The 24,116-nt window shown below is 71.0% G+C and carries 20 protein-coding genes, 1 tRNA gene and 1 pseudogene; 9 read left to right on the top strand and 13 right to left on the bottom strand.

The window, feature by feature from the left end; genetic code table 11:
* Nucleotides 1-93 precede the first annotated feature (93 nt).
* From ACFUPX_RS16270 to ACFUPX_RS16255, 4 genes are all read right to left on the bottom strand, one after another.
* Nucleotides 94-825 (bottom strand): NDP-sugar synthase, encoded by a 732-nt coding sequence (locus tag ACFUPX_RS16270; protein ID WP_383321784.1) that lies wholly within the window; start codon nt 823-825, stop codon nt 94-96.
* A gap of 26 nt (nt 826-851) precedes the next feature.
* On the bottom strand, nt 852-1,310 hold the full coding sequence (locus ACFUPX_RS16265; protein WP_383321781.1) for a hypothetical protein: 459 nt from the start codon (nt 1,308-1,310) through the stop codon (nt 852-854).
* Between the two features lie 202 nt (nt 1,311-1,512).
* Entirely contained in the window at nt 1,513-2,649 is a 1,137-nt protein-coding gene (locus ACFUPX_RS16260; protein ID WP_383321778.1) for an ABC transporter ATP-binding protein, read from the bottom strand.
* 351 nt (nt 2,650-3,000) lie between these two features.
* On the bottom strand, nt 3,001-4,392 hold the full coding sequence (locus ACFUPX_RS16255) for an RNA-guided endonuclease InsQ/TnpB family protein (protein WP_383321775.1): 1,392 nt from the start codon (nt 4,390-4,392) through the stop codon (nt 3,001-3,003).
* 189 nt (nt 4,393-4,581) lie between these two features.
* On the opposite strand from ACFUPX_RS16255, the gene ACFUPX_RS16250 reads away from it, so the two are divergent.
* Nucleotides 4,582-4,653, top strand: a tRNA-Thr gene (locus ACFUPX_RS16250).
* A gap of 299 nt (nt 4,654-4,952) precedes the next feature.
* A pseudogene (locus tag ACFUPX_RS16245) lies at nt 4,953-5,318 on the top strand (TerD family protein); the annotation flags it as partial.
* A gap of 93 nt (nt 5,319-5,411) precedes the next feature.
* On the opposite strand, the gene ACFUPX_RS16240 reads toward ACFUPX_RS16245, so the two are convergent.
* The gene (locus tag ACFUPX_RS16240; RefSeq protein ID WP_383321772.1) at nt 5,412-8,639 is read right to left on the bottom strand and encodes a Tat pathway signal protein; all 3,228 of its coding nucleotides are present in this window, start codon (nt 8,637-8,639) and stop codon (nt 5,412-5,414) included.
* Nucleotides 8,640-8,763: 124 nt separating this feature from the next.
* Complete coding sequence (locus tag ACFUPX_RS16235) at nt 8,764-10,158, bottom strand: NAD(P)/FAD-dependent oxidoreductase (protein WP_383321769.1); 1,395 nt, start codon at nt 10,156-10,158, stop codon at nt 8,764-8,766.
* A 119-nt stretch (nt 10,159-10,277) separates the two neighbouring features.
* Here ACFUPX_RS16235 and ACFUPX_RS16230 point away from each other — a divergent pair, with 119 nt between their 5' ends.
* The gene (locus tag ACFUPX_RS16230) at nt 10,278-11,042 is read left to right on the top strand and encodes a DsbA family protein (protein ID WP_383321766.1); all 765 of its coding nucleotides are present in this window, start codon (nt 10,278-10,280) and stop codon (nt 11,040-11,042) included.
* Here the strand turns inward: ACFUPX_RS16230 and ACFUPX_RS16225 are convergent.
* Nucleotides 11,020-11,724: a rhomboid-like protein gene (locus ACFUPX_RS16225; RefSeq protein ID WP_383321802.1), complete on the bottom strand. Its 705-nt coding sequence runs from the start codon at nt 11,722-11,724 to the stop codon at nt 11,020-11,022. The two genes, ACFUPX_RS16230 and ACFUPX_RS16225, sit on opposite strands and share 23 nt — an antisense overlap.
* Before the next feature lie 7 nt (nt 11,725-11,731).
* On the opposite strand from ACFUPX_RS16225, the gene ACFUPX_RS16220 reads away from it, so the two are divergent.
* Both ACFUPX_RS16220 and ACFUPX_RS16215 read left to right on the top strand, forming a co-directional pair.
* The gene (locus tag ACFUPX_RS16220) at nt 11,732-12,694 is read left to right on the top strand and encodes an aminoglycoside phosphotransferase family protein (protein ID WP_383321763.1); all 963 of its coding nucleotides are present in this window, start codon (nt 11,732-11,734) and stop codon (nt 12,692-12,694) included.
* A gap of 20 nt (nt 12,695-12,714) precedes the next feature.
* Nucleotides 12,715-13,197 (top strand): GNAT family N-acetyltransferase, encoded by a 483-nt coding sequence (locus ACFUPX_RS16215; protein WP_383321760.1) that lies wholly within the window; start codon nt 12,715-12,717, stop codon nt 13,195-13,197.
* A 75-nt stretch (nt 13,198-13,272) separates the two neighbouring features.
* Here the strand turns inward: ACFUPX_RS16215 and ACFUPX_RS16210 are convergent, their stop codons facing one another.
* On the bottom strand, nt 13,273-14,304 hold the full coding sequence (locus tag ACFUPX_RS16210) for a zinc-binding dehydrogenase (protein WP_383321757.1): 1,032 nt from the start codon (nt 14,302-14,304) through the stop codon (nt 13,273-13,275).
* A gap of 100 nt (nt 14,305-14,404) precedes the next feature.
* Complete coding sequence (locus ACFUPX_RS16205; RefSeq protein WP_383321755.1) at nt 14,405-15,619, bottom strand: FAD-dependent oxidoreductase; 1,215 nt, start codon at nt 15,617-15,619, stop codon at nt 14,405-14,407.
* Between the two features lie 137 nt (nt 15,620-15,756).
* On the opposite strand from ACFUPX_RS16205, the gene ACFUPX_RS16200 reads away from it, so the two are divergent.
* A complete protein-coding gene (locus ACFUPX_RS16200; protein WP_383321752.1) occupies nt 15,757-16,458 on the top strand; it encodes a pentapeptide repeat-containing protein in 702 nt (233 codons plus the stop codon).
* Nucleotides 16,459-17,327: 869 nt separating this feature from the next.
* On the opposite strand, the gene ACFUPX_RS16195 is transcribed toward ACFUPX_RS16200, so the two are convergent.
* Genes ACFUPX_RS16195 through ACFUPX_RS16185 form a run of 3 tightly spaced genes read right to left on the bottom strand, consistent with a single transcriptional unit; the run spans nt 17,328 to nt 19,707 of the window.
* Nucleotides 17,328-17,825 (bottom strand): hypothetical protein, encoded by a 498-nt coding sequence (locus tag ACFUPX_RS16195; RefSeq protein ID WP_383321749.1) that lies wholly within the window; start codon nt 17,823-17,825, stop codon nt 17,328-17,330.
* 50 nt (nt 17,826-17,875) lie between these two features.
* Complete coding sequence (locus ACFUPX_RS16190; protein WP_383321746.1) at nt 17,876-18,517, bottom strand: response regulator; 642 nt, start codon at nt 18,515-18,517, stop codon at nt 17,876-17,878.
* Entirely contained in the window at nt 18,517-19,707 is a 1,191-nt protein-coding gene (locus tag ACFUPX_RS16185; RefSeq protein WP_383321799.1) for a sensor histidine kinase, read from the bottom strand. The genes ACFUPX_RS16190 and ACFUPX_RS16185 overlap by 1 nt, the downstream gene beginning before the upstream one ends.
* 348 nt (nt 19,708-20,055) lie before the next feature.
* On the opposite strand from ACFUPX_RS16185, the gene ACFUPX_RS16180 reads away from it, so the two are divergent.
* The 3 genes from ACFUPX_RS16180 (at nt 20,056) to ACFUPX_RS16170 (ending at nt 22,530) form a co-directional block, all read left to right on the top strand.
* Nucleotides 20,056-20,613: a heme-binding protein gene (locus tag ACFUPX_RS16180; RefSeq protein ID WP_383321743.1), complete on the top strand. Its 558-nt coding sequence runs from the start codon at nt 20,056-20,058 to the stop codon at nt 20,611-20,613.
* A gap of 202 nt (nt 20,614-20,815) precedes the next feature.
* On the top strand, nt 20,816-21,418 hold the full coding sequence (locus tag ACFUPX_RS16175) for an ankyrin repeat domain-containing protein (protein ID WP_383321740.1): 603 nt from the start codon (nt 20,816-20,818) through the stop codon (nt 21,416-21,418).
* Nucleotides 21,415-22,530 (top strand): hypothetical protein, encoded by a 1,116-nt coding sequence (locus ACFUPX_RS16170; protein ID WP_383321737.1) that lies wholly within the window; start codon nt 21,415-21,417, stop codon nt 22,528-22,530. Before ACFUPX_RS16175 ends, ACFUPX_RS16170 begins: the two co-directional genes overlap by 4 nt.
* On the opposite strand, the gene ACFUPX_RS16165 is transcribed toward ACFUPX_RS16170, so the two are convergent.
* Complete coding sequence (locus tag ACFUPX_RS16165) at nt 22,527-24,053, bottom strand: FAD/NAD(P)-binding protein (protein WP_383321734.1); 1,527 nt, start codon at nt 24,051-24,053, stop codon at nt 22,527-22,529. The genes ACFUPX_RS16170 and ACFUPX_RS16165 overlap by 4 nt on opposite strands.
* Nucleotides 24,054-24,116: the final 63 nt, after the last annotated feature.

Below are 24,116 nucleotides of genomic sequence, written 5' to 3'. Positions count from 1 at the left end.
GCCCCGCACAGACACTGTGCGGGGCCCCTTCGGCGTACGAGGGTGGGAGAACCGTGAGGCGGGAGAACCGTGAGGCGGGAGAACCGAGAACCCTCAACCGGACTGAGCCGCGAGCTCCTTGGCCGCTTCCGTCAGGTCCTTGGCGGTGTCGATCGCCCGCCAGTACGCGCCCTGCGGCAGCGGGAAGCCCGCCAGGCTCTTCGCTCGGGCGAGGCGCGGGAACGTGGTGCGCTCGTGGTCGCCGCGGTCCGGCAGGAGCGCGGCGAAGGAGGCGGAGAAGACGTACACGCCCGCGTTGATCAGGTACGGGGACGGCGGGGACTCGATGAAGTCCGTGATGTGGCCGAACGCGTCCGTCTCGACGGCGCCCCACGGGATGCGGGGGCGGGCCAGGGCGAGGGTCGCGGTGGCGTCGCGCTCGGCGTGGAAGGCCGCCATGTCGCGCAGCGAGAAGCGGGTCCAGATGTCGCCGTTCGTCGCGTACCAGGGGCGGTCCGCGTGCGGGAGGTGGCGGGCGGCGTACTTGAGGCCGCCGCCGCGGCCCAGCGGCTCCTTCTCGACCACCGTGGTGACGTTCAGGGGGAGATCGGCCGACTCCAGCCACTCCTGGAGCACCTCGGCGAGATGGCCGCAGGAGACGACCGCGTCCGTCACGCCCTCGGCCGCCAGCCAGGAAAGCTGATGGCCGATGATCGGGGTCCCTGTGCCAGGGATCTCGACCATCGGCTTGGGCCGGTCATCGGTGTACGGACGGAGGCGCGAGCCCTGGCCTCCGGCCAGGACGACGGCCTGCGTGGGTCTGTGAGCGTGAGGGTCGCCGGTCATGCCGGAAACCCTACGTCCCGGCCCCGTCAGCCGTTCTGGTGGGCGGCGACGCCCGTCGCGAAGGACGTGTCGCAGACCGGGCGCGCATACGACTGGGCACGGCTCGGGCCGTACTTCTGGACTGCGGCGCGACCGAGGGCACGGGCGACGGAGACGCAGTGCCGGGCGAGCGACGGGTGGCGGTTCACCTCCTGCTGGAGGTGGGTGAGCGCGACGCCCGGGTTCCTGTCCTGGAGCTCCAGGAGCAGCCGGTCACGCAGGACGTCCTGCGGCGCGCGGGACTTGGCCGGTGCGGAGAGATCGTCGGCGGATGCGGTGAGCATCGAATCCGATGAGTTCCCCGACCAGTTGACGCTGGTGACCGCGAGGGTCCCGGAGAGCACCAGCATCACGGGCAGGACGAGGGCGAGCGTGCGGCCGATGCGTCGGGCGGGGCCCCGGTGGGCTCGGCGCGGCTTCTGGGTGTAGTTGGCGGAGTGCGTCACGCGAGTGAGCGTAGCGGTCGGTGATGATTTGGCGACATTACGTCACTCGGTCGAGCGACGGAGAATGAGGTTTCTCTGGAGCGGTGTTGACGAGGCCCGAGCGAAATGACCGGTCTGCCGGGGTATTTGTCGACAACGTGGCCGCACGCGAAGGGCCCCGCACCGAGGTGCGGGGCCCTTCACACGCTGGTGAACCGGGTCGTCAGTCGGTGAGGCGCTCGCCCGTCGACGTCGAGAACACGTGGATCTCGCCCGGACGCGGCACGACGTGCAGCTGCGTGCCCTTCTCCGGGACCCTGCGGCCGTTCACGCGGACCACGAGGTCCTTGTGCTCGCCGCCGACCTCGGCGGAGCCGTAGACGTACCCGTCGGCGCCGAGCTCCTCCACGACGTTCACGGAGACGGCGAGGCCCGCCGGAGCGTCCTCGGTCTCCTTGGAGAGGGACTTCGCGGTGGAGCCGTCCTGCTCGACGATGTCGAAGTGCTCCGGACGGACGCCGACCGTGACCGTGCGGTCGCCCTTGTCGGCCGCGGCGGACAGCGCCTCGCGGTTGACCGGCACCACGGAGTTGCCGAACTTCACGCCGCCGTCGGTGATCGGGACCTCGACGAGATTCATGGCGGGGGAGCCGATGAAGCCCGCGACGAAGAGGTTGGCCGGGCGGTCGTACATGTTGCGCGGCGAGTCGACCTGCTGGAGCAGACCGTCCTTGAGCACGGCCACGCGGTCGCCCATGGTCATGGCCTCGACCTGGTCGTGGGTCACGTAGACGGTGGTGATGCCCAGGCGCCGCTGGAGGCTGGCGATCTGCGTACGCGTGGACACACGCAGCTTGGCGTCGAGGTTCGACAGCGGCTCGTCCATGAGGAACACCTGGGGCTCACGCACGATGGCGCGCCCCATGGCGACTCGCTGGCGCTGACCGCCGGAGAGGGCCTTCGGCTTGCGGGCCAGGTAGTCCGTGAGGTCGAGGATCTTCGCCGCGTCCTCGACCTTCTGGCGGATCTCGGCCTTGTTGACGCCCGCGATCTTCAGGGCGAAGCCCATGTTGTCGGCGACCGTCATGTGCGGGTAGAGCGCGTAGTTCTGGAACACCATGGCGATGTCCCGGTCCTTGGGCGGCAGGTGCGTGACGTCGCGGTCACCGATGCGGATGGCGCCGGCGTTCACGTCCTCGAGCCCCGCGAGCATGCGGAGCGAGGTGGACTTTCCGCAGCCGGAGGGACCGACGAGGACGAGGAATTCGCCGTCCGCGACGTCCAGCTCGAGCTGATCGACGGCGGGCTTGTCGCCACCCGGGTAAGTGCGGGTCGCCTTGTCGAACGAAACAGTGGCCATGGTGAAGGCCCCCTTCACCGGCAGGAACGTGCCGGACGATCCGTTGTAAAGAGAGGAGTGGTGTAGTCCACCTGGGTGAACTGCTCGGACGGTACCCCGGGGGGGACCGGTCTGTCAGTAGTCGTGCGGCTGCGAGCTTCGAGGAGATTCTCGAAGTTGCCAGAGGGACTCACTTTTGGCTTCGCTTCGAGCGGGGGCAGAGCACGCGATTTCTGACCTCACCTCAAGGCTTCCTGCTTCACGGCCCACCGCCGACCGACAACGGGCTGCCCCGTCACCGCGCACGGTCTTACACGAGCTCCACAGGCATTCCGGCCGACGGCCCGTCGGTCCGTACCGCACCAGCCGCACCTAAGCGGCCAGCAGACACCCCTCCAGCTCCGACGCCTTGATCACCGTGGGTGCCTTCCGGCCCGGCGGCAGCGCGGCAGCCACCAGCCAGTACAGCCGCATGCCTTCCTCGCGAAGGTTGACCGCCGCGTTCACGTCCCGGTCATGCGCTGCACCGCACTCGACGCACGTCCATTGCCGGACGGAGACGTCCAGCTTCGGCCCCTTCGCATGACAGGCCGAGCAGCGGCGGGTGGACGGGAAGAAGCGGTCCACCACCACCAGCGTCCGGCCGTACCACTCGCACTTGTAGCGCAACTGCCGCAACAACTCACCCCACCCGGCGTCGCGGATCGCCCGATTCAGCTTCGCCTTGCGCTGCCTTCCCTTGCCGCGCGCCGGACGCATCAGGGTCACGATGGACAGGTCCTCCACCACGAGCACTTGGTTCTCGCGCACGAGGCGGGTGGTGAGCTGATCCAGCATGTCTTTGCGTACGTCTCCGATGAGCGCGTAGAGCCGGGCGATCTGCCGCCTGGCCTTCTCCCGGTTCTTCGAACCCCTCACTTTTCGGTGCAACTCACGTTGCAACCGCGCCAGCTTCTCGGCGTACCGCTTCAGCAGTCGCGGGTGATCCACCTTCGTCCCGTCGTCGAGCGTCACGAGCGACGCGAGACCCAGATCCAGACCGACGGCTCTCGGCTCCTGCGAGCCGGGAAGAAAGACGCTGGGAAGAAGCGCGATCTTCTCCTCCACGAGCACGGAGAGGAAGAACCGGCCAGCCCGGTCCCGCGTCACCGAAAGCCGGACCGGAAGGGTCTGAGCAGGCAGCGCACGGGACCACCGCACGTCCAGAGGCGATGACTGCTTGGCCAACTTCACCGAACCGGTCCCCGGCCGCTCGGGATCTTCCACCCAGCTGAACCCCGTCCGGACGTACGTCGCCGAATCCCGCGACCGGCCCTTCTTCTTCCGCTTCGGATACTTCGCCGAACCCTTGATGAAGCGCGTGTACGCCTGTTCGAGGTGGCGCAGCGACTGCTGAAGCACGGTCGACGACACCTCCTGGAGCCAGGATGTCTCCTCGGCCCGTCGCCAGCCCGTCAGCGCTCGGCACGTCTCCGCGAAGCCGACGTTCACCCGGTGCCGCTCCCAGGCCCCGGAACGCAGGGCCAGCCCCTCGTTGTAGACCCAGCGGCAGGCACCGAACGTCTTCTCCAACTGTGTGGCCTGGGCCTTGGTGGGATAGCAGCGGTACCGGTAGACGCGCTGCTGGGTGCCGGGCTCCTTGACGTGGCTCTTCATGGGGGACGCCTGGCGGGTGTGGTGCTTGCGGCGGTCGGCGATGCCGAGAGCCTCGCGCTTGAGGCGGTCGGCCTCCGTGCCCGTCACCGCCTCGGGCTTCTCTGTCACGTCCCCATGCACCCTCCCCGGGTCCCGCAGTCCGATAGTCGGAACAGTGCGTCAGTCCGTTCAACGAACGGGTGCGCGGGTGGTTACGTGTGGATCTGGATGGTGGGTGGTTGGGCAACTCCGTGGCTAGGGGAAACGAGCTCTGTGTAAGGTGGAGCAGCCTTCGCGTACGGCGTTGTTGTGCGTGGTGCCGCCTTAGCTCAGCGGAAGAGCTCCCCACTTGTAATGGGAAGGTCGTCGGTTCGATTCCGACAGGCGGCTCAATGAAAAGCCCAGGTCAGAGCAGGTCTGACCTGGGCTTCTCCATGTCCCGAAGTACCTCTTGCCCAACCAGTAGTCCCCGCCTCCCCCTCCGGCACAATTATCTTCCGGGGCAGTGCGCAAGGGGGGCGAGCGATATGAGCGGTCGTTCGAGTGGCCTGATCGGGGAGTGGGTCGAGGCGTAGCGCCAGCAGCAGCGTCGGCGGGAAGCGCAGCTTCGGCTGGAGTCGGAGCGGGAGCGCGATGAGGCGCTGGAGCTGCGTGGGCGTGAGCGGGACATGGCGCGGATGCAGCGTGACCGGACGCCGGACGGCTCGGTGCGGATGTTGGGTGAATTCGCGGGGGACCGGGCCGCGATCCGGGTGGCGTTCGATGAGCTGCCGAAGGAGGCTGATCGCTTGGTGTTGGTGGCAGCGGTGGACCCTGAGGCCGATCCGGAGGCTGATCTCGCTGGTTTCACGCGTGCCGGGATCCGTCTGAGGGACGCGGAGGGCGCAGAGTTGGACGAGGTTCCGGTGTCGGACGGCAGGCCTGGTGAGACGGCGTTGGTTTTGGGTTCTTTCAGGCGGCGGGCGAGCGGGGACTGGCAGTTCGTGGTGGGTGGGAAGGGCTATTCGGGTGGGTTGGAGTCGCTCGTCCGGGAGTTCGGGGTCGACGTCGATTAGTGGGGGCGGGGAGGGGGCTCCGGCAGACGAAGGCCCAGGGCGCCGGTGAGGTGTCCTGGGCCTTCGTGATGTCCGCGGGTGCGGTGTTCCTGGTTAGGAGGCGATGGTTCCGGTTGCCTTGCTCGTGGACGTTCCGTTGTGGTGGGCGGGGCGGTGGGCCGTTACCTTGACCGTGATCTTTTTGCTTCGCTGGGCGGACTTCAGGGTCAGTGAGGACTTGGTCGCGCCGGTGATCTTCGTTCCGTTTGCGTACCACTGGTAGGTGTACGAGCTCGGGGCGGGCGACCAGGTGCCCTGTGCGGCCTTGAGGATCTTGCCTACCTTGGCGGTGCCGCTGATCGTCGGCTTCGCCGACGCCTTGGGTGCCGCGCCCTTGGCGACCGTGACCGTGGAGGATGTCGCGGTGGCGTCCTCGTGGCCCGCCTTGTGGGCGGTGACCGTGACGGACAGCTTCTTGTTCAGGTGCGCTGCCGGGATCTTGTACGTCGAGGCCGTGGCGTCGGCGATCGCCGCGCCGTCCGCCTTCCACTGGTAGGTGTACGAGGTGGGCGCGGCCGTCCAACTGCCGGGGTCGGCGGTGACCTTGGAGCCGACCGCGGCCGTTCCCGTCACTTTGGGAGCGGTGGTGTTGCGCGGCGTCGGCTCGGTCACGGTGAAGGTGCCGCTCGGGTACTGCGAGCCGCCGGCGATGACGCTTGCGTCCCAGGTGCCCGCGGGGATGTCCGTCAGGTCGAGCGTCGCCTTCAGGGTGCGGTTGTCGGCGGAGATCGAGGTCGTCTTCGCGGTGAGGGTCTTGCCCGACTGCGTCAGCTGGACCGTCGCGCCGGGGTTGATGGCGGTGCCCGTCACGGTGAGCGTGGGCTTGGTGCCGCCGGGGGCCGTGGCCGGGGTGATGCCGGTGATGGTGGTCTTCTCGTCGCCGCAGCGGTTGGACGAGCACTTCAGTGTGGCGCGGTAGGAGGTGGCCGGGGCCTTCTCCGGGAGGCCGATGACGAGTACGGAGGGCTTCTTCGGGTCCGCCTCCGGGGCGTTCACGCCGCAGACGTAGTCCATCGGCACGGCCCGGGAGCAGCCGTTCTTCCAGGCGCTGTTGTAGAGCGCGGGGACGGCTTCTTCGGTGGCTCCGGTGGTGTCGGAGATCTCGGCTTCGAAGTGGTCGTTGCGGGCCGTGGGCAGGACGGCGCAGGTGGCCGTGTGCGCTTCGTCGAGGGTGCCGGTCACGGGCCCGTAGCCGTAGGCGATCGAGGGGACCTTGGTGCACTCGTCGACGGGGCCTTCGGCGGTGGCGATGCGCAGGGCGTCGAGTCGGTACTGGGGTGCTGCCTCGCGGTTCACCGGGGTCTGGACGAGGACCTGGTGGGTGGTGCTGCCGGTGGCGGCGCAGGCCTGGGCGCGCCGGTCGCACTCGCTCTCGCCGTCACCGTCGAGGACGTACATGTCGGCGGTGGCCAGGGCGTCCCGCACGTTGAGGTGTACGACGTCGGTGGCGGCGGGCGTGGTGACCTGGTGGCAGCGCAGGGAGCCGGGGGCGCCGTACGTGCCCTTGACGGAGGGTCCGCCGACCTTCGCGGCCGCCGTCTTCGCGCAGCCCGCCGAGGACGCCGTCGATGTCACGTCGCGCCGCGTCAGGGTGTAGTCGGCTGTCTGGTCGCGGCCGGTGACCAGGACGGTGTGGGCCTTGCCCGGCGTCAGGGCGCAGAGCGTCCAGCCGTTGGTGGTGGCGTAGCTGTCGCAGACGCGCTTGCCGGTGGAGTCGAGCACGGAGAACTTGGCGGGCACGTCACCGGAGGTGGCGACGAGCTGGAGGGCTTCGGTCGAGGTGTGGGTGTCCGCCGGGATGGTGAGGCAGCGTGAGAAGACGCCGTTCCCGGTGGAGAAGGTGGCTTTGGCTCCGTCGGTGGTGAAGCTGCCCGCGGGCAGGACGGGGCAGTCGTTCGCGGCGTCCGTGCGGTGGACGGCGACGGTGTAGGGGCCGGTGCGGGGGCTTCCGTCGGCGTGGACGAGTGCGCGGTAGGGCGCGGGGCCGGTGAGCGCGCAGTCGCCTGCGGCGAGCTTCTCGGCGTCGCACTGCTCGGTGCCTTCGCTGTCGAGGACCTCCACGGCTGCGTCGGTCCCGGAGCTGCTGAGCGGGGTCAGGGCGGCTATGCGGGAGTCCTTGGGCGCGGGGAGGTTCAGGCAGTCGTACTGTCCTGCGGTGCTGAACTCGCCCTTGTGGGTGCCCATTTCGCTCTTCACGCAGCCGCTGTCGGAGGCCCGGTCGAGGACGATCAGGCCGTGCGCGGTGTCGTGGAAGGGGGACGGGTTGTCGAGGTAGGCGGTGTAGGCGCCCGCGGAGGGCAGTCGGCAGGGCTGCTCGGTGTTGCGGCAGAGGGTCTTGCCGGAGCGGTCGTGCACGCGGACCGGTCCGGTTTCGCCGTCCTTGTCGACGGAGTCGAGGCGGTATTTGCCCGCTTTCTCCGTGGTGACCGTGAAGCAGGGCGTGGTGGTGAGGTCCTGTGCGCTCAGCGGGCCGTAGAGACGGACCGGGGCGGACGGGCAGCCCTGGGGGTCGTTCAGGCGGCGTGCTGTGACCGCGTACTCGGCGGGGAAGCCGTTCTCCACGGAGGTGACGCGGGACAGGGCGCGGTAGGGGCCCTTGCCGGGCAGGACGCAGCTGTCCTCGTCGTCCTCGGGGAAGCGCGGGCAGATCCGGGCGCCGGTGGCGTCGGTGATCCAGGAGATGGCCTGGCCGTAGACCTTGGTGGCGTCGGTGAGCCGGATGCGGTCGCCGGGCTCGGCGTCGAAGGGCTGGCAGTCGACTTCGGCGGGGCTGACCGACGTACGCGTCGGGGTCGGCTGGTCCCAGTCGGTGCCGGTTTTGGGCGCGCAGCCGCGGTTGCTGCCGAGGGGCACGACGGTAACTGCGGTGTCGGCGTCGTCCCAGCCGTTGTTGCTGATCTTCAGCGTGTACGTGGTCGAAGCGGCGAGGTCGCACCAGCCGGCGTCGCGGTACTCGGTGTCGTAGCAGTCGACGGGTGTGTCGCCGCTGTGGACCGCGGTGTGTGCTTCGTTGCTGGAGTCGTCGAGCGAGACCAGGTGCAGGCCGGCCTCGGTGGTGGTGAAGGTGTAGCAAGTCGTCGCGTCGGGTGCGACGGTGGCTTTGCCGAGCGCTGTGCCCGGATCGCCGAACGGCGCGAGGGCGAGCGGTGCGCACTCCGGCTCGGCGGCGTGGGCGGCCGTCACCGGAAGCGCGGACGGTACGAGCAGGGCCAGCAGTGCGGCCAGGGCGAGGAAGAGCGCGGCGGATGCCGCGGGTCTCGCGGTAGGACGTGGTTCAGGCATGAAGCCCCCCCAGGCTGTGTGAATGAGCGGTGATCGTGACACATGGGTGTGACAACCGGTGCTGGAGGGGCTACTCGCCTCGTTGGTGGTGGTCGAGGGTGTGGGCGGTGCTGTGGCCCGCTGTTCAGTGGCGTCCCGACAGGCGGTCCGCGATGCGGGCCAGGCGGGGGGTCGTTGCGGTGGGGGTGGTGAGTTCTTGGCGGTCGGCGTTGCGGTAGGTCGCGTACATGCTTTGGACGGCCAGCCAGCGCAGTGGTTCCGGTTCCCACTTGCGGACCTTGTGGTTGACCCAGGGGAGGGTGGTGAGGTCCGTGGGGCCTGCCTGGCCCGAGTCCTGTTGGACCAGGTCGCGCAGGGTGCGGGCGGCGAGGTTGGCGGTGGCGACGCCCGAGCCGACGTAGCCGCCTGCCCAGCCGAGGCCCGTGGCGCGGTCCAGGGTGACCGTGGCGCACCAGTCGCGGGGGACGCCCAGGACGCCGGACCAGGCGTGGGCGACCTGGATTCCGGCCAGTTGGGGGAAGAAGCGGGTCAGGATCTCGTGGAGGGCTTCGATCGTGGCCGGTTGGGTGCGGCCGTCGTTGTCCGTTTTTGAGCCGTAGCGGTAGGGGACGCCTCGGCCGCCGAGTGCGATGCGGCCGTCGGCGGTGCGTTGGGCGTACATGTACGCGTGCGCCATGTCGCCGAGTGTTTCGCGGCCCTCCCAGCCGATGGATTCCCATTGGGTGGCATTCAGGGGTTCTGTTGCGATCATTGAGGAGTTCATGGGGAGCCAGGTGCGGCGCTGGCCCTTCAGGGACGCCGTGAAGCCCTCCGTGCAGCGCAGGATGTACGGGGCGCGGACCGTGCCGTACGGGGTGATGGCGTGCTTCGGTTTGATCTCCGTGACGGGGGTCGACTCGTGGATCGTGACGCCCAGGGATTCGACCGCCGCGGCCAGGCCCTTGACCAGTTTCACCGGGTGCAGGCGTGCGCCGTGCGGGGTCCAGGTGGAGCCGACGGCGCCCGCGACGCGGATGCGGTCGGCCGTCTCCCGGGCGCCGTGCAGGGTGCGGTTCTTCTCGCCGTACGCGAGTTCCGTCGCGTGGAACTCCTTCAGGCGCGCCAATTGGGCCGGGGTGTACGCCACTTCGAGTACGCCGCCGTGGTGGATGTCCGCTTCGATCTTCTCTTCGGCCGCGGCGCGGATCACCTCGTCGACCGTGTCGTTCATCGCTTCCTGGAGGCGGACCGCCGCGTCCTTGCCGTGCAGGCGGGCGTAGCGGTCGCGGCCCGCGATGCCGTTGTAGAGCCAGCCGCCGTTGCGGCCGGAGGCTCCGTAGCCGCAGAACTTCTGTTCCAGGACGGTGATGCGGAGGAAGGGGGCGGCCTTCTTCAGGTAGTAGGCGGTCCACAGGCCCGTGTAGCCGCCGCCGACTATGCAGACGTCGGCACTTTCGTCGCCCGGCAGGGGTTCACGGGGGGCCGGGGTGCCGTGGTCCGTGTACCAGTACGAGATGCCGCCGTTGATCGTGCTGCTCATGCGCGGGACGTTACTGCGCTGGTGGGGGCTTTGGGGAGGGGTGCGGGGGCGGGGGTTCCGATACGTTGATCCGGTGCGTGGCGGAGCGTCATGTGCGGAGATTCTGGAGGACTGTTCACATGGCCCTACGCAAGGCCGGGCGCATCGTCGCCGCGGTGGCCGCCGCCGCATTCGTCGCCGGGGGCGCTGCCGCCTGCGGGCCCGAGGACCTCACGGGCGGGAGCAGCGACAAGGGGTCGGCTTCGCCTTCGGGTTCGGAGTCCGCGTCGGTCGGTGGGCCCGAGGCGAAGGAGCCGCCGGCCGGTACCGAAGCGCTGGCGAAGACGCCCGCCACGGTGAAGGGCGGTGTGATCACGGTCGGCGATCCGCAGGCCGGGCACACGGTGAAGCTGTACGAGGACGCGCGCTGCCCGGTCTGCAAGAAGTTCGAGGACACGGGTGCGCGGGCGCTGGTGAAGCCGGTGGCCGAGGGCAAGGTGAAGGTCGAGTACACGCTCGCCTCGTTCCTCGACAAGAACCTCGGCGGCAGCGGCTCGGTGAACGCTGCGAACGCGCTGCGGGCTTCGGTGGAGGCGGGCAAGTTCCCGCAGTTCCACGCGGCGGTCTTCGCCAACCAGGCCGAGGTCGAGACCGATGACGCCTACACGCCCGCCTTCCTGCTGAAGATCGCCGACAAGGTGGACGGTCTTCGGGGTGCCGAGTTCGACAGGGCGGTGCGGAAGGGGACGTACAAGAAGTGGGTCGGTGAGGCGATGCAGGCCTTCACCGACGACGGCATGCAGGGCACGCCGACCGTGCTGATCGACGGCAACAAGGTGCACAGCGACGCGCTGTTCGACCAGGACGCGTTCGCCAAGGAACTCAAGGGTTCCGGGATTTCCTGATCCTCCGGGGTCCCCACTTCTTCGGTGGCGGGCGTACGGCGCTCTGGGTCAGCGGGAAGCAGGCGAGGCCGATCAGGACCGACGTGAAGTGGCCCAGGTCGGTGAAGGTCCTGCCGGTGATCAGCGGAGTGCCGTACACGGCGAGGACGACGAGGAGGTACGCGTACCTCCAGGGCGTGGGCACCCAGTAGGTGAGGACCGCGACCACGCCCGCGAGGGCGTAACTGACGCCCACGTCCAGGGTGTTGACCGAGGACGGCGGCGCGGCGCCGTGGTGGATGGCGAGCGCGAGTACGCCTTCGCTGATGAGCGTGGCGATGATGTGCGCGCCCGCGACCACCGCGAGCCAGCGCGCGGTGCCGAGCCGGCGTTCGGCGGTGGCGTGGAAGACGGTGTAGAGCACGGCGTACGAGAGCCAGGTGCCGCCGTCGATCCAGAGTGCGCTGGAGATCAGGACGCGGACGGGGTGCTGCGACAGTTCGTTGATGTTCGTGGAGCGCTGCCGCAGGAAGTCCTTCTCGAACTCCGGTGACATGTGGTGCACCGCTACCGTGGTGACGAAGAGGATCGCGAGCCAGATGTAGGTGCCCGGAGCGCTGCGGACGTAGGCGAGGACGGCGTGGGTCGCGGTCCGCGCGCCTCTCGCCGCCTTCGTGGCCCTGGTGACCCGGGTGGCCCGCATAATCCCCATGCGGCGATTCACCCACGCCGGTAGCGTCGCGGGCGTGATCGACATTCGCATTCCGGACGGGCTGATCGAGTCGCAGTACGCGTACGCGGGTGAGCCGGGGCGGGCTTTCATCGCGGCGCTGCCCGCGCGCGTGGCGGAGTTCGTCGGGCGGTGGGAGCTGACGGTCGACGGTCCCTCGATGCACGGCATGGCCGCGCTCGTGCTGCCCGTGGTGCGGCGGGACGGCACCCCCGCCGCGGTCAAGTTCCAGCTGCTCGACGAGGAGACCGAGGGGGAGCCCGTCGGGCTGCGGGTGTGGGACGGCGACGGGGCGGTGCGGCTCCTGGACCACGACGAGGGCACGGGCACGATGCTGCTCGAACGCCTCGACTCGGGGCGGATGTTGTCGACGATGGCGGACACGCGGAAGGCGGTGCTCGTCATCGCCGAGCTCCTCGCGCGGCTCACCGCGGTGCCCGCGCCCGCGGGGATGCGGCGGCTGGGGGACATCGCGGGGGAGATGCTCGACGATCTGCCGGACGCGCTGAAGGCGATCCCCGATCCGGCCGAGCGCGCGCTGGTGGAGCGGTGCGGGGGCGCGGTGCGCGAGGTCCTGGGGGAGCCCGGTGACCGGCTGCTGCACTGGGACCTGCACTTCGAGAACGTCTTGGCCGCCGAGCGCGAACCGTGGCTGGCCATCGACCCGAAGCCGCTGGCCGGTGACCCCGGGTTCGACCTCTGGCCCGCGCTCAACAATCGCGTCGACGCGGGGGACGTGCTGTGGCGGTTCGACGCGATGACCGAGGTGCTCGGGCTCGACCGGGGGCGGGCGCGGGCGTGGACGCTGGGGCGGGTGCTGCAGAACGCGCTGTGGGAGATCGAGGACGGGCGCTCGCTGGACGAGGAGGATCTGGAGGTCGCGCGGCTGCTGCTGGGGATGCCCGGTGCCTCCGGTGCCTCCGGGGCGTCGGGGGTGCGGTGAGGGCGTCGTAGTCTGCGGCCATGATTCGTAGCGCCACGCCTGCCGACGTTCCCGTCATCCACGCCATGGTCCGCGACCTCGCGGAGTACGAGAAGGCCCTCGACGAGGTCAGGGCCACCGAGGAGCAGTTGCGCGAGGCGCTCTTCGGGGAGCGGCCCGCAGCGTTCGCGCACATCGCGCAGGACGACGCTTCGGGGGAGGCGGTCGGGTTCTCGCTGTGGTTCCTGAACTTCTCCACGTGGCGCGGGGTGCACGGGATCTACCTGGAGGACCTGTACGTACGTCCCGAGGCGCGCGGCGGCGGCCACGGCAAGGCGCTGCTGAGGGAGCTCGCGCGGATCTGTGTGGAGCGGGGTTATGAGCGGCTGGAGTGGTCCGTGCTCGACTGGAACGAGCCGTCGATCAACTTTTACCGGTCGCTGGGTGCGCTGCCGCAGGACGAGTGGACCGTGTACCGGCTGACGGACCGGGCGTTGGCCGGGCTTGGGGCTGCGGTCGGGTAGAGGCTTGGTCTTTCTGGGGGGGCTTGATCAGGGGATCCCCTGATCAAGGGATCAAGGGATCAAGGGATCAGCTGATCAGGGGATCAGGACCACCTTGCCGGTGGTGCGGCGGTTCTCCAGGTCGGTGTGGGCTGCTGCCGCCTGGGCCAGGGGGTAGCGCTGTACCGCCGGGGTGAAATGGCCCTTCGCCGCTTCGGCGAACGCCGCCAGCTCCAGGGTGCGGATCGGGTTGTCGCCGCCCGCCTTTTGCATCATCGCCGGGCCGAGCACGCCGGTCTGGGTGATGCCGCGGGTCGCCAGCTGTTCGTCGGTGAAGGTCAGGGGTTCGCCGTCGTGGGGGCCCTTGCCCGACCAGCCGAAGACGAGGTGCTCGCCTCCGGGGGCCAGGAGGTCCACGGCGGCCAGGCCCGGTGCGCCGCCCACTCCGTCGAAGACGACGGTCGCGCCGGGGACGCCGAGCTTCGTCAGGTACGCGCGGACGTCGTCCGGCCAGTCCGGGTTCTTGTGGTCGCGGTAGTCGACGGCGAGGTCCGCGCCGTTCGCGCTGACCCGGTCCGTCTTCTCCGGGCCGCCCGCCAGGCCGATGACCGTGGCGCCCGCGTGCTTGGCGTACTGGACCAGGAGCGTGCCGATGCCGCCCGCCGCGGCCGGGACGACGGCCACGGAGTCCGGGGTCAGCTCGGTGAACTGGAGGATTCCCATCGTCGTACGGCCCGTGCCGATCAGGGCCACGGCCTGGGCGTCGTCCAGGTTTTCGGGGATCTCGTGCAGGCGGGCGGCTTCCGTGACGGCCAGCTCGGCGTAGCCGCCGGGGGCGAAGCCGATGTGGGCGACCACGCGCTTGCCGAGCCAGCTGCCGTCGACTCCCTCGCCGAGCGATTCGACGGTGCCGGCGACCTCGCGGCCCGGGATCGTGGGCAGTTCGGGGAGCGCGGGGAGCGCGGGGAGCGGGCCCTTGATTCCGGCGCGGATCGCGGTGTCCAGGAGGTGCACGCCGGCTGCGGTCACCGCGATGCGGACCTGGCCGGGGGCCGGTGTGGGATCCGCGGTCTCTTCGTACGTGAGGTGCTCTGCCGGGCCGAAGGTGTGCAGGCGGATGGCGTGCATGGGGGTGCTCCTTGGGGCGTCGGGGTGGGGGCGGGGCGTTCTTTCGTTGTCGTCGCCACCCTCGTACCTCAAGCGGACTTGAGGTCAAGCCGTGCGGAGGTCAAGCCGTGCGGAGGTCGAGCCGCGTGGAGGTCAGGGCGAGTGTCACCGCCTCCAGGGCGCTGTTGAAGGAGACCTCGGAGAGCAGGCCGGGTGCCGCGACCTGGTCGCCGGCCAGGTAGACGCCGTTGCCGCGGTCGATCGCGGGGCGGTCGCGCCATGTGGTGCCGGGCAGGTCCACCGCGCCGGTGCGGCCGTTGGACACGGAGTCGCGGCGCCAGAGCAGGCGGTCGCGCCAGTCGGGGAAGCCGAGGTCGAGCAGGTGGTCGGCGCGGGCCACGCCGTCCGCCTTTGACTCCGCGGGGGAGAGCGGGATCTGCCCCTGGACGAGGTCCTGACCGGCGGGGGCGAGCGTGCGGTCCTGGGAGGTGAACCGTTCGATCCAGCCGGTGCCGTCCAGGTCGGCGATGGCGAAGGGGTCGCCCTTGCGGGAGTTGAGCGCCAGGTCGACCAGGGCGGTGCGGGCGCCGGTCCACTGGAGGCTGTCGTCCTGGAGGAGGTGGCGGGCCGCGGGGAGGGAGGTGGCGACGATGACTGGGCCGGGGGCGGGGCCGAGGCCGGGGGCGGGGGTGGGGAGTGGGGCGAGGGTGTCGACGCGGGACAGTGTCTCCACGCGTACGCCCAGGTTCCAGGCGAGGGTTGCCATGCGGTCGATGACCGAGCCCCAGCCGCCGCGCGGGTAGTGCGCCTCCGGGGGCAGTTTCGTGGCGCGGCGCAGGCGTTCGTGCACGAACCTGGCGGAGAGGGAGCCGGGGTCGTGGTGGAACGTCGCCACGGCGATGTAGTGCGCGGCGGCGCGTGCGCCTTCCTCGCCGACCTCGGCGGTGGCCCAGGTCATGAAGTCCACGTCCACCGGCGCCTGTTCGGGCTTGCGGCGCAGGAGCTTCAGCATTGCGAGGGGTGGGGTGCGGCGGAGCCTGCCCTGATGGTGGAGGCGCAGGCGGGTGCCTTCGATGGCCGGGAGGGGGGCGAGGGGGCCGATGAGGTCGCGCTGCTTGAGCCAGGTCCAGTGCGGGCCTCCGTTGTAGAGGGCGTGCGGTCCTTCGTTCGTGCGGTACGCGCCTTCGGCGGTGCGGGCTCGGCCGCCGAGGGTGTGGTGGGCCTCGTGGATGGTGACCCGGGCGCCTGCTTCGGCGGCGCTGATGGCCGCGGTGAGGCCGGCGAAGCCGCCGCCGATGACGGTGAGGTGGGTGGGGTTCGTTCCGTTGCTGGTCATGGGGTGGGCTCCTGTCGTGGGTGGGTGGACCGGTGCGTTCACTCCGTACGACGGGTGGGGGTGCCCTGGATGTGACATCGGGGGGTGGGGCGGGGCGGGGCGGAGGCGTTGTCAGTGGGTGGGTGCACGATGGGCGTATGGGTTTTGGACAGAGGGATGCGGGAGCGGCGAGGGCAGGGGTGAAGAGGGCTCGGCGGCCTGAGGTGCGGTTGCCCGTGCTGCGGGAGTTCGGGGAGTTGGGGCTCGGCGGGGGTGAGCTGGAGCCCGACGGGGATTACGACGGGGTGGAGTTCCGGGACCTCGATTTCGCCGGGCAGGACGGCGGGGGAGCGCTGTTCCTGGACTGTGCGGTGACGGGGTGCGGGGTGACGGAGACGCGGCTGAGCAGGGCGCGGTTCGTGGACTCCGTGCTGACGGAGCTGCGGGGGGTCGGCACGGAGCTGGTGGAGGCTTCGCTGCGGGACGTGGAGGTGGTGGACGCGCGGCTGGGGGGTGTTCAGCTGCACGGGAGCGTGCTGGAGCGGGTCGTCGTGCGGGGCGGGAAGATCGACTATCTGAACCTGCGGAAGGCGCGGTTGAAGGACGTCGTCTTCGAGGGGTGCGTGCTGGTGGAGCCGGACTTCGGGCAGGCGGTGCTGGAGCGGGTCGAGTTCGTGGGCTGCGTGCTGAAGGGGGTGGACTTCAGCGGGGTCCGGATGAAGGACGTCGACCTGAGGGAGACCGCGGAGGTGGACATTCTGCGGGGGATCGACTGCTTGGCGGGGGCGGTGATCAGTGCTGGGCAGCTGATGGATTTGGCGCCGGCGTTTGCTGCGCAGGTGGGCGTGCGGGTGGACTAGCGTCCGGCTTTGGCGGGGGTGGGGGTGGACTAGCGTCCGGCTTTGGCGGGCGTGCGGGTGGGTGGACTGGCGTCTGGCTTTGGCGGGGTGCGGTGCGGTGAGGGGGCGGCTCGGGGGCGGGGTGTGCTGCCGGGTGCCGGTGTGTGGGGTGTGCTGCGGGGCTGGTCTGTCTGTGGGGGCGGGGCCGCGCCGGTATGTCCGTCCTCGCCATCGTCCGGTGGCCGTCTTGGTGCTTCGGCTGGGGAGTGACGGGAACCGTGCTCCGGGCGGAAATACCGGCACGTCCCCTCAGGTGCGCTGCCGACTGCGGTCCGCGGGGGCTGTTCCCTGTCCGGCTGGGGCACGTCGCAACCGACGCAGGCAGCTGCGATGCCGCCCAGCCCGGCGACTTGCTCCCCAGTCCGCCCGCAACATGCTCCCCACCCTCACCTGCTTGCGCCTGCCCCGCCCGCTCTTGCCTGGGCGTGGCTCCCTGCCCGCTTCTGCTTGCGCTTGCCCCGCCTGCTCTTGCCTGGGTGTGGCTCCCTGCCCGCTTCTGCTTGCGCGTGCCCCGCCCGCTCTTGCCTGGGCGTGGCTCCCCACCCGCCCCTGTTTGCGCGTGGCTCCCCACCCCCACCTGCTTGCGCCTGCCCCGCCCGCTCTTGCCTGGGCGTGGCTCCCCACCCGCCCCTGATTGCGCGTGCCGCCGCCCACCCGCCCCTGATTGCGCGGTGGCTTCCCGCCCGCCCTGCTTGGGCGTGGCTTCCCGCCCGTCCCTGCTTGCCCATGCTGCTCGCTCACCCCCGATGCCACCGCGGGGCAAACGGGTGGGTGGGTGGGAGAGGCTTGTTCGGGGTGTGAGGGTGCGGGGGGACTGGGCCGGTGGGCGCCTACGCCCGGGGGAAGCGGGACTGGAGGGTCCAGATTGTGGGGTTTTCTGCTAGGGGCTCGTGGAGGTCCGTCAGGTCTGCCAGGAGGTCTTGGAGGAAGTCCCTTGCCTCGCGGCGGAGTTCGGAGTGGGAGAAGGTCAGAGGGGGCTCGTCGTCCCGCATCCAGTCCGCTTCGATGTCCACCCAGCCGAAGCGCCGGGTGAACAGCATGCGGTCGCTCGACTCCGTGAAGTCGAGCTCCGCGTACTGGGGGCGGGAGGCGCGGCTGCCGCGCGGATCCTGGTCCACCTGCTCGACGATGTCGCACAGCGCCCACGCGAAGTCGAGGACGGGAACCCATCCCCAGGCTGTGGACAGCTCCCGGTCCGCCTTCGTGTCCGCGAGATACACGTCCCCGCAGAACAGGTCGTGCCGCAGCGCGTGGACGTCCGCACGGCGGTAGTCGAGCTGCGGGGGGTCGGGAAAGCGGTGGGAGAGGGCGTAGCCGATGTCGAGCACGTGAGTGATGGTGTCATGGCCCCGGAGAGGGGGGCTCCGGACAGTGCTGCTCAGGGCAGTAGGCGTTGTTCCTTGGCCACGGCCACCGCGCCCGCCCTCGTGTCGACGCCGAGCTTGTCGTAGATGCGGCCCAGGTGGGTTTTCACCGTGGCCTCGCTGATGAACAGCGCGCGGGCGATGTCGCGGTTGCCCAGCCCGTGGGAGAGCTGCGCGAGGATGTCCAGCTCGCGGTCGGTGAGCGTGGGCAGCGGCTTGCGCATGCGGGCCATCACGCGGGACGCGACCGGCGGGGAGAGCGTGGTGCGGCCCTGCGCGGCGGCGTGGATCGCGGCGAAGAGCTCCTCGGGGCGTTCGGCCTTCAGGAGGTAGCCCGTCGCCCCCGCCTCGATGGCGCGGGTGATGTCGGCGTCCGTGTCGTACGTCGTCAGGACCAGGACGTGAGGTGTGGGAGTCGGGGTGGCGGACGACGTGATGTGGCGTGTTGCTTCTACGCCGTCCATTCCCTCGCCCAGTTGCAGGTCCATCAGGACCACGTCCGGTGCCAGCTTCGCGGCGAGCGCGATCGCCTCCTCGCCCGTGCCCGCCTCCCCGACCACCTCGATGTCCGGCGCGCTGCCCAGCAGGGCGAGCAGTCCGGCGCGTACGACGATGTGGTCGTCGCAGACCAAGAGGCGGACCGGGGGCTCTGACATCAGGTGCTCCTTTGGGGGGAGAGGGGGATCGCGACCGAGAGGACCGTGCCCTCGCCCGGTGCCGACTCGATCGTCAGTGTGCCGCCGAGCTGCCGCGCACGGGCGCGGATCGCGGGCAGGCCGTGCCCCCGCCGGTCCGACGCGGGCGGCTGCGTGGTGGGCGTGAAGCCGCGGCCGTCGTCCGCGACGTCGAGGACCACCTGGTCGTCCAGGTGCGTGAGCGTCAGCGCCGCAGTCGTCGCGCCGGCGTGCTCCGTCACGTTGGCCAGGGCCCCCTGTGCGATGCGCACGAGCGCCGACTGCGTCCGGTCGGGGAGCGGGGCGGGCGTGCCCTCGGAGTGGAAGTGGATGGTCAGGCCCGCGTCCTGCGCGGTCCGCGCGGCCAGCGTCCGCAGCGCCTCGTCGAGGCCGCCGCCGTCGGCGAGGTCGGCGGGCGCCAGGTCGTGCACGAAGCGGCGGGCCTCGGTCAGGCCGCGTTCGGTGATCGACTCGGCGGTACGGACATGGGTGCGGGCCTTGGCCGGGTCCGTGTCCCACACACGGTCGGCGGCCTGGAGCAGCATCTGCTGGCTGGACAGGCCCTGGGCGAGGGTGTCGTGGATCTCCATGGAGATGCGCTGGCGTTCGGCCAGGGTGCCTTCGCGGCGCTCGGTGGCGGCCAGTTCGCGGCGGGTGCGGATGAGGTCGTCGATCAGGTCGCGCTGGCGGGCCGCCTGGCGCTGCATGTAGGCGAAGACCGCCGTCGCGATCGCCGAGACGGCGGGCGGGCCGAGGATCAGGTCCGGGTCGTAGCGGCCCGCGAGCCGCAGCTGTGACGCGATGACGCAGGCGGTCAGGACAGCCACCAGGGCCAGAGCCGCGCGCGACGGCAGCGTACGAAGCCCGGTGAAGAAGAGCGGCACCGCGCACCACCCGAAGCTCGGCGCGAGGACGATCAGGACCAGCCAGACCCCGACGACGAGGGCGAGCCAGGCCACGCGGCGGGGGGTGGGGCGCACGCCGGACACCGGACCCAGGGTGTAGGGCGTGGCGCGCTTGCCACGGAGAGCGCCGGTCAGGTGGGGCAGGGCGTAGAGGACGGCGAGGACCGCGGAGAGCGCGATGATCCACGGGACGCGCGCGCCGCCGGGGTGGCGCAGCAGGAAGCGGGCCAGCGAGGTGGCGAGGAGCAGGTAGAACGTCGCGTGCATGACGGCCGCGAGCCAGCGGGCGTCGGGGTCCGGTGTGCGGGGGCCGGAGACCGCCGTGCGTTGTTCCACTGTGGGGCACCTCCCTCTCGTACTGCCTCGTGCTGCGTGTTGTCTCGTACTGCGCGCTGTCTCGTGCTGCCGGTCGAGCGTGGTCGCTGAACTGGGCAAACACCCTCATTGTGACCCGGTGGGGCCACAAGGGGGTCAACCGATCGGTTGACCCTGGTGTCGGCCGAGTCGCGCGCGGGTCCCAGCCGGTACGTCGAGGGGTGGGCCCTGGATGCGGCCGGAGGATTGGTGACAGAGCGAACAACCGCCCGATCCCCGCCTTCACCCCAGGAGCCCCCGATGAAGAAGATCTCCCGCCGCAGCCGTGTCCTGACCGTCGCCGCGACCGCCGCCGTCCTCGGCGCCGGTACCTTCGGTGCCGTCTCCGCGAGCGCCGAGTCCCCGGCCGCCGCCCCCAAGGCCGCCGTATCCGCCGACGCGGGCAACAAGAACCTCACGCAGTCGACGCACCTGAACATCGACGCCGCGACCAAGGCCGCCCAGGCCACCCTCGACGCCGCCGAGAAGGAGAACCAGCGCGTCACGGTCGCCGTGGTCGACCGCAACGGCAACACGGTCGTCACGCTGCGCGGCGACGGCGCGGGCCCGCAGTCCTACGAGTCCGCCGAGAAGAAGGCGTACACCGCCGTCTCCTGGAACGCGCCCACCTCCGAGCTGGCCAAGAACCTGGAGAAGACCCCGAACCTGAAGGACATCCCCGGCACCCTGTTCCTCGCGGGCGGTGCGCCGGTGACCGCCAAGGGCGCGCCCATCGCGGGTATCGGTGTCGCGGGCGCCCCGTCCGGCGACCTGGACGAGAAGTTCGCGAAGGCCGGCGTCGCGGCGCTCGGCCGCTGAAGCCGCGAGAGCTGCGAGAGCCGCGAGAGCCACGAGAGCTGCTGGAGCGGGTGGGGCGGGTAGGGCAGGTGGGGCAGGTGGGGCGCCGGGCAACTCGGCGCCCCGGCCGTCGGAGCCGTCGGAGCCGCCCGAGCCGCCCGAGCCGCCGGATCTCATCATGCTGAAGCTGTTCCCGGTCCGTACGACGACGAGGAGAACGATCATGACAAGGACCGCTGACGACCAGCGGCTGCTCGACGCCGCACGGGCCGGGAACGCCGTCGAGGTGAGGGCCGCCCTCGACGCGGGAGCCCGCGTCGAGGCCCGCGACTCCGAGCTGCGCACGCCCCTGCTGCTCGCCGCCCTCGGCGACCATGTCGAGGCCGCCCGCGTCCTGGTGGCCGCCGGCGCCGACGTCGACGCGCAGGACCACCGCGCCGACAGCCCCTGGCTGGTCACCGGCGTGACGGGCAGCGTCACCATGCTGCACGTCCTGCTTCCCGCGGGGCCCGACCTGAAGCTGCGCAACCGGTTCGGCGGGATCTCCGTGATCCCGGCATCGGAGCGCGGGCACGTCGCGTACGTACGGGAAGTCCTGCGCGTCACCGACACCGACGTCGACCACGTCAACGACCTGGGCTGGACCGCCCTGCTCGAAGCCGTGATCCTCGGCGACGGCGGCCGTGCGCACCAGGAGATCGTGGAGCTGCTGCTCGCCGCGGGCGCGACGCCCGGCCTCGCGGACCGGGACGGCGCCACGCCCCTCGCGCACGCGGAGCGCCGCGGATTCGCGGAGATCGCCGCGCTGTTGAGGAGCGCCTCGTGAAGCCTCCCCGGCGGGTTGCCGTCACAGGCGCCGCTCTCCTGGGAGCCGCCGTCCTCGCGGGCTGCGCCACCGGCGGCGAAGGACCGGAAAGGTCCGAGCCCGCCGCCGCCACATCCACCCTCCCGGCTGAGCACCGCACCCCCGAAGGCACCCTCCTGGTGGCCGACTTCGGCTCGGACACCGTCACGTTCGTCGACCCCGAGCGCGGCCCCATCGACTCCGTGAAGGTCGGCACCGCCCCCTACGGGATCACCGTGGGGGACGACGGCCGCGCCTGGGTCGCCACCGCCGACGCGGTGGCCGTCGTCGACACCGCGACCCGTGAACGCGTCGACCGCATCCCCTACGAGACCGACAGCGGCCCCGTCACGACCGGTGAGTACCGCGGCGGCGGCATGGGCATCGCCCTCGCCCCGGACGGCGAGCACGTCTACGTGGGCGTCAACGTCCCCGACGGCAAGGGGACGTTGGAGGTCATCGACACCGGCGAGCGCGAGGTCACCGACACCGTTGCGGTGGGGCGGCGGCCCTTCGACGTGGACGTGTCGAAGGACGGCGGCGAGGTCTACGCGACCAACCACGACTCCTTCGACGTCACGGTCGTACGCGCCGACTCGCTGAAGCCCCGCCGCATCGAGGTCGCCCCCTACGGGACCGAAGGCGGCCTCGGCTCCTGGCTCAAGCCGCACTACGCCGCCGTACGCCCTTCGGACGGCAAGCTCCTCCTGCCCTTCGAGGGCGAGAAGCTCGTCGTGCTCGATCCGCGCACCGGTGAGTCCGACATCGAGCCGATGACGGCCAACACCCACCAGCACGGCGCGCAGATCACGAAGGACGGCACGCTGTTCGCGGTCGGCACGGGGCCCATCGACCCCTCGTCGGACGAGGGGCCCTCGCTGACCATGCGGACCAAGGACGGCAAGGAGAAGGTCTTCCCGCTCGAAGGGCCGCACGAGGACGTCGCCGTCTCCGACGACGGCCGCACCGCCTACGTCACCGGCGGCTTCACCCGCGACGGATTCTGGAACGGGATCACCGTCGTCGACGTGGACAGCGGCGACACGCGTCGCCTCCCGGCGGGGGAGCGGCCGTTGGGCATCGCCGTCCTCTAGGTGCTGCGCCCCTGCACGTAGGCGCTGCGCCCCTGCACGAGGAGTGCTCGGGCGGCGCGGGATGCCTGGGCCGCGATGCCGGGGACGCTCGAGGTGATGAACGAGCCGCCGCCGGTCAGGTCTCCGACCACGTGCACGCGCGGGTCGGCGGGTATCAGCCCGCCGTCCGGGTGGAGCGTGGTCAGTCCGGTGTCCACCAGGGACCGGACCAGGTGCCCGGCAGCCGCCGGGACCGCCTGCGGCGGCGGGTTCACGGCGTTGAGGACGATGTCTGCGGTGCGTTCGCCGTCGTCGTCCCGTATCCGGAACCGTCCGCCCACCGGCTCGATCGCCCGGAGCCCGCGCGCCACGGAGAGTTGGCCCGAATCGAGGAGCCGCAGCAGGACGGCCGCGTTCGTCGGGACCATGGGCGATGCCACGCCGGTGGCCGTGCGCAGGTGGCGGCGCAGCCACGCGCGGTCGGATGCGGGCAGCAGCCGCCATGCGTACGGGCCGACGGTGTGCGCCGCTTGCTGCAGCACCCGGCGGCCGGTCCGGGGGTCGTCGACGGCGGCGAGCTGCCGACGCAGACGCGTGGCGGGGTCCTCGGTCCCGGTGGCGGCGAGTTCTGCCGTGAGTTCGTCGAAGTCCTCCCCGCAGGAGGCCAGTTCCGCGCGCAGCAGCCCGGCGAGGTCGTCCAGCGTGACCTGTCCCCGCCTCTCGTGCAGCTCCGCCACGCGCTCGGCCGTCACGTGCAGGGGGCGCCTCTCGTCCGGACGCTGCCAGACGTGCGGCAGCACGCCACCGCGCGAGAGGAGCGTGATCCGTCCCGTGTGCCCGCGCGCCGCGAGTGACACGACGGCGTCCACGGCGGTCAGACCGCTGCCGATGATCGCCACGTCGCCTTCGGCCGGGACGTGGGCGAGTGTGTCGGCGAGTGGGTAGGGGTCGGCCGTGAAGCCCGGGGCGCCGGTGAGGCCGTACAGGTCAGGGGGTGTGCCGCCGCCCACGCACAGTGCCACATGGGTGACCTCGTGCTCCCGCGGCTCGTGCTGTCGTGCCTCGTGGTTGCGTGTTTCGTCCTGCTGCGCCCCGTGTTCCCGCGCGTCACGCGTACGCAGCACGAGGCGTGCCCCGGAGCGGGCGACCCCGGTCACGCGTGCGGCCACGACGCGTACGGGCCGGCCCTGCTCGCCCAGGGCTGCCATGGCCTTCTCGGCGGTGTGTGCCAGGTACTCGCCGTAGAGCGCCCGTGGGACCAGCGGCAGGCCCAGGAGCTCGTCCAGGTGGGCGGCGCCCCGTTCGCCCAGCCAGGCCGCGTAGTGGCCGAAGTCGCCGTGCCGGATCGACATGATGGCGGGCGGCGCGTTCACCAGCACCGAATCGAGGTCCGGTCCGTACGGCCGCCCCCGCCACAGCCGCGGCGACGGCTCGAAGACCGTGACGGTGCCGCTGTCGCGCTCCGCGGACCGTGCGCCCTCCGTGGCCAGCGCGTCCAGCAGGCCGACCGCTGCCGCGCCCCCTCCGACGATCGCGATGTCCATGTGCTGCTCCTTCTCCGGTGCCGGTGGTCGTGTCTGCCGTCGACCTTCGCGAACAGCGGAGCG

The sequence above is a fragment of the Streptomyces sp. NPDC057302 genome (assembly GCF_042667685.1).
Classification (GTDB): domain Bacteria; phylum Actinomycetota; class Actinomycetes; order Streptomycetales; family Streptomycetaceae; genus Streptomyces.
The sequence above is the reverse complement of the archived record's forward strand: the minus strand, read 5'-3'. Positions and strand labels throughout refer to the sequence as shown.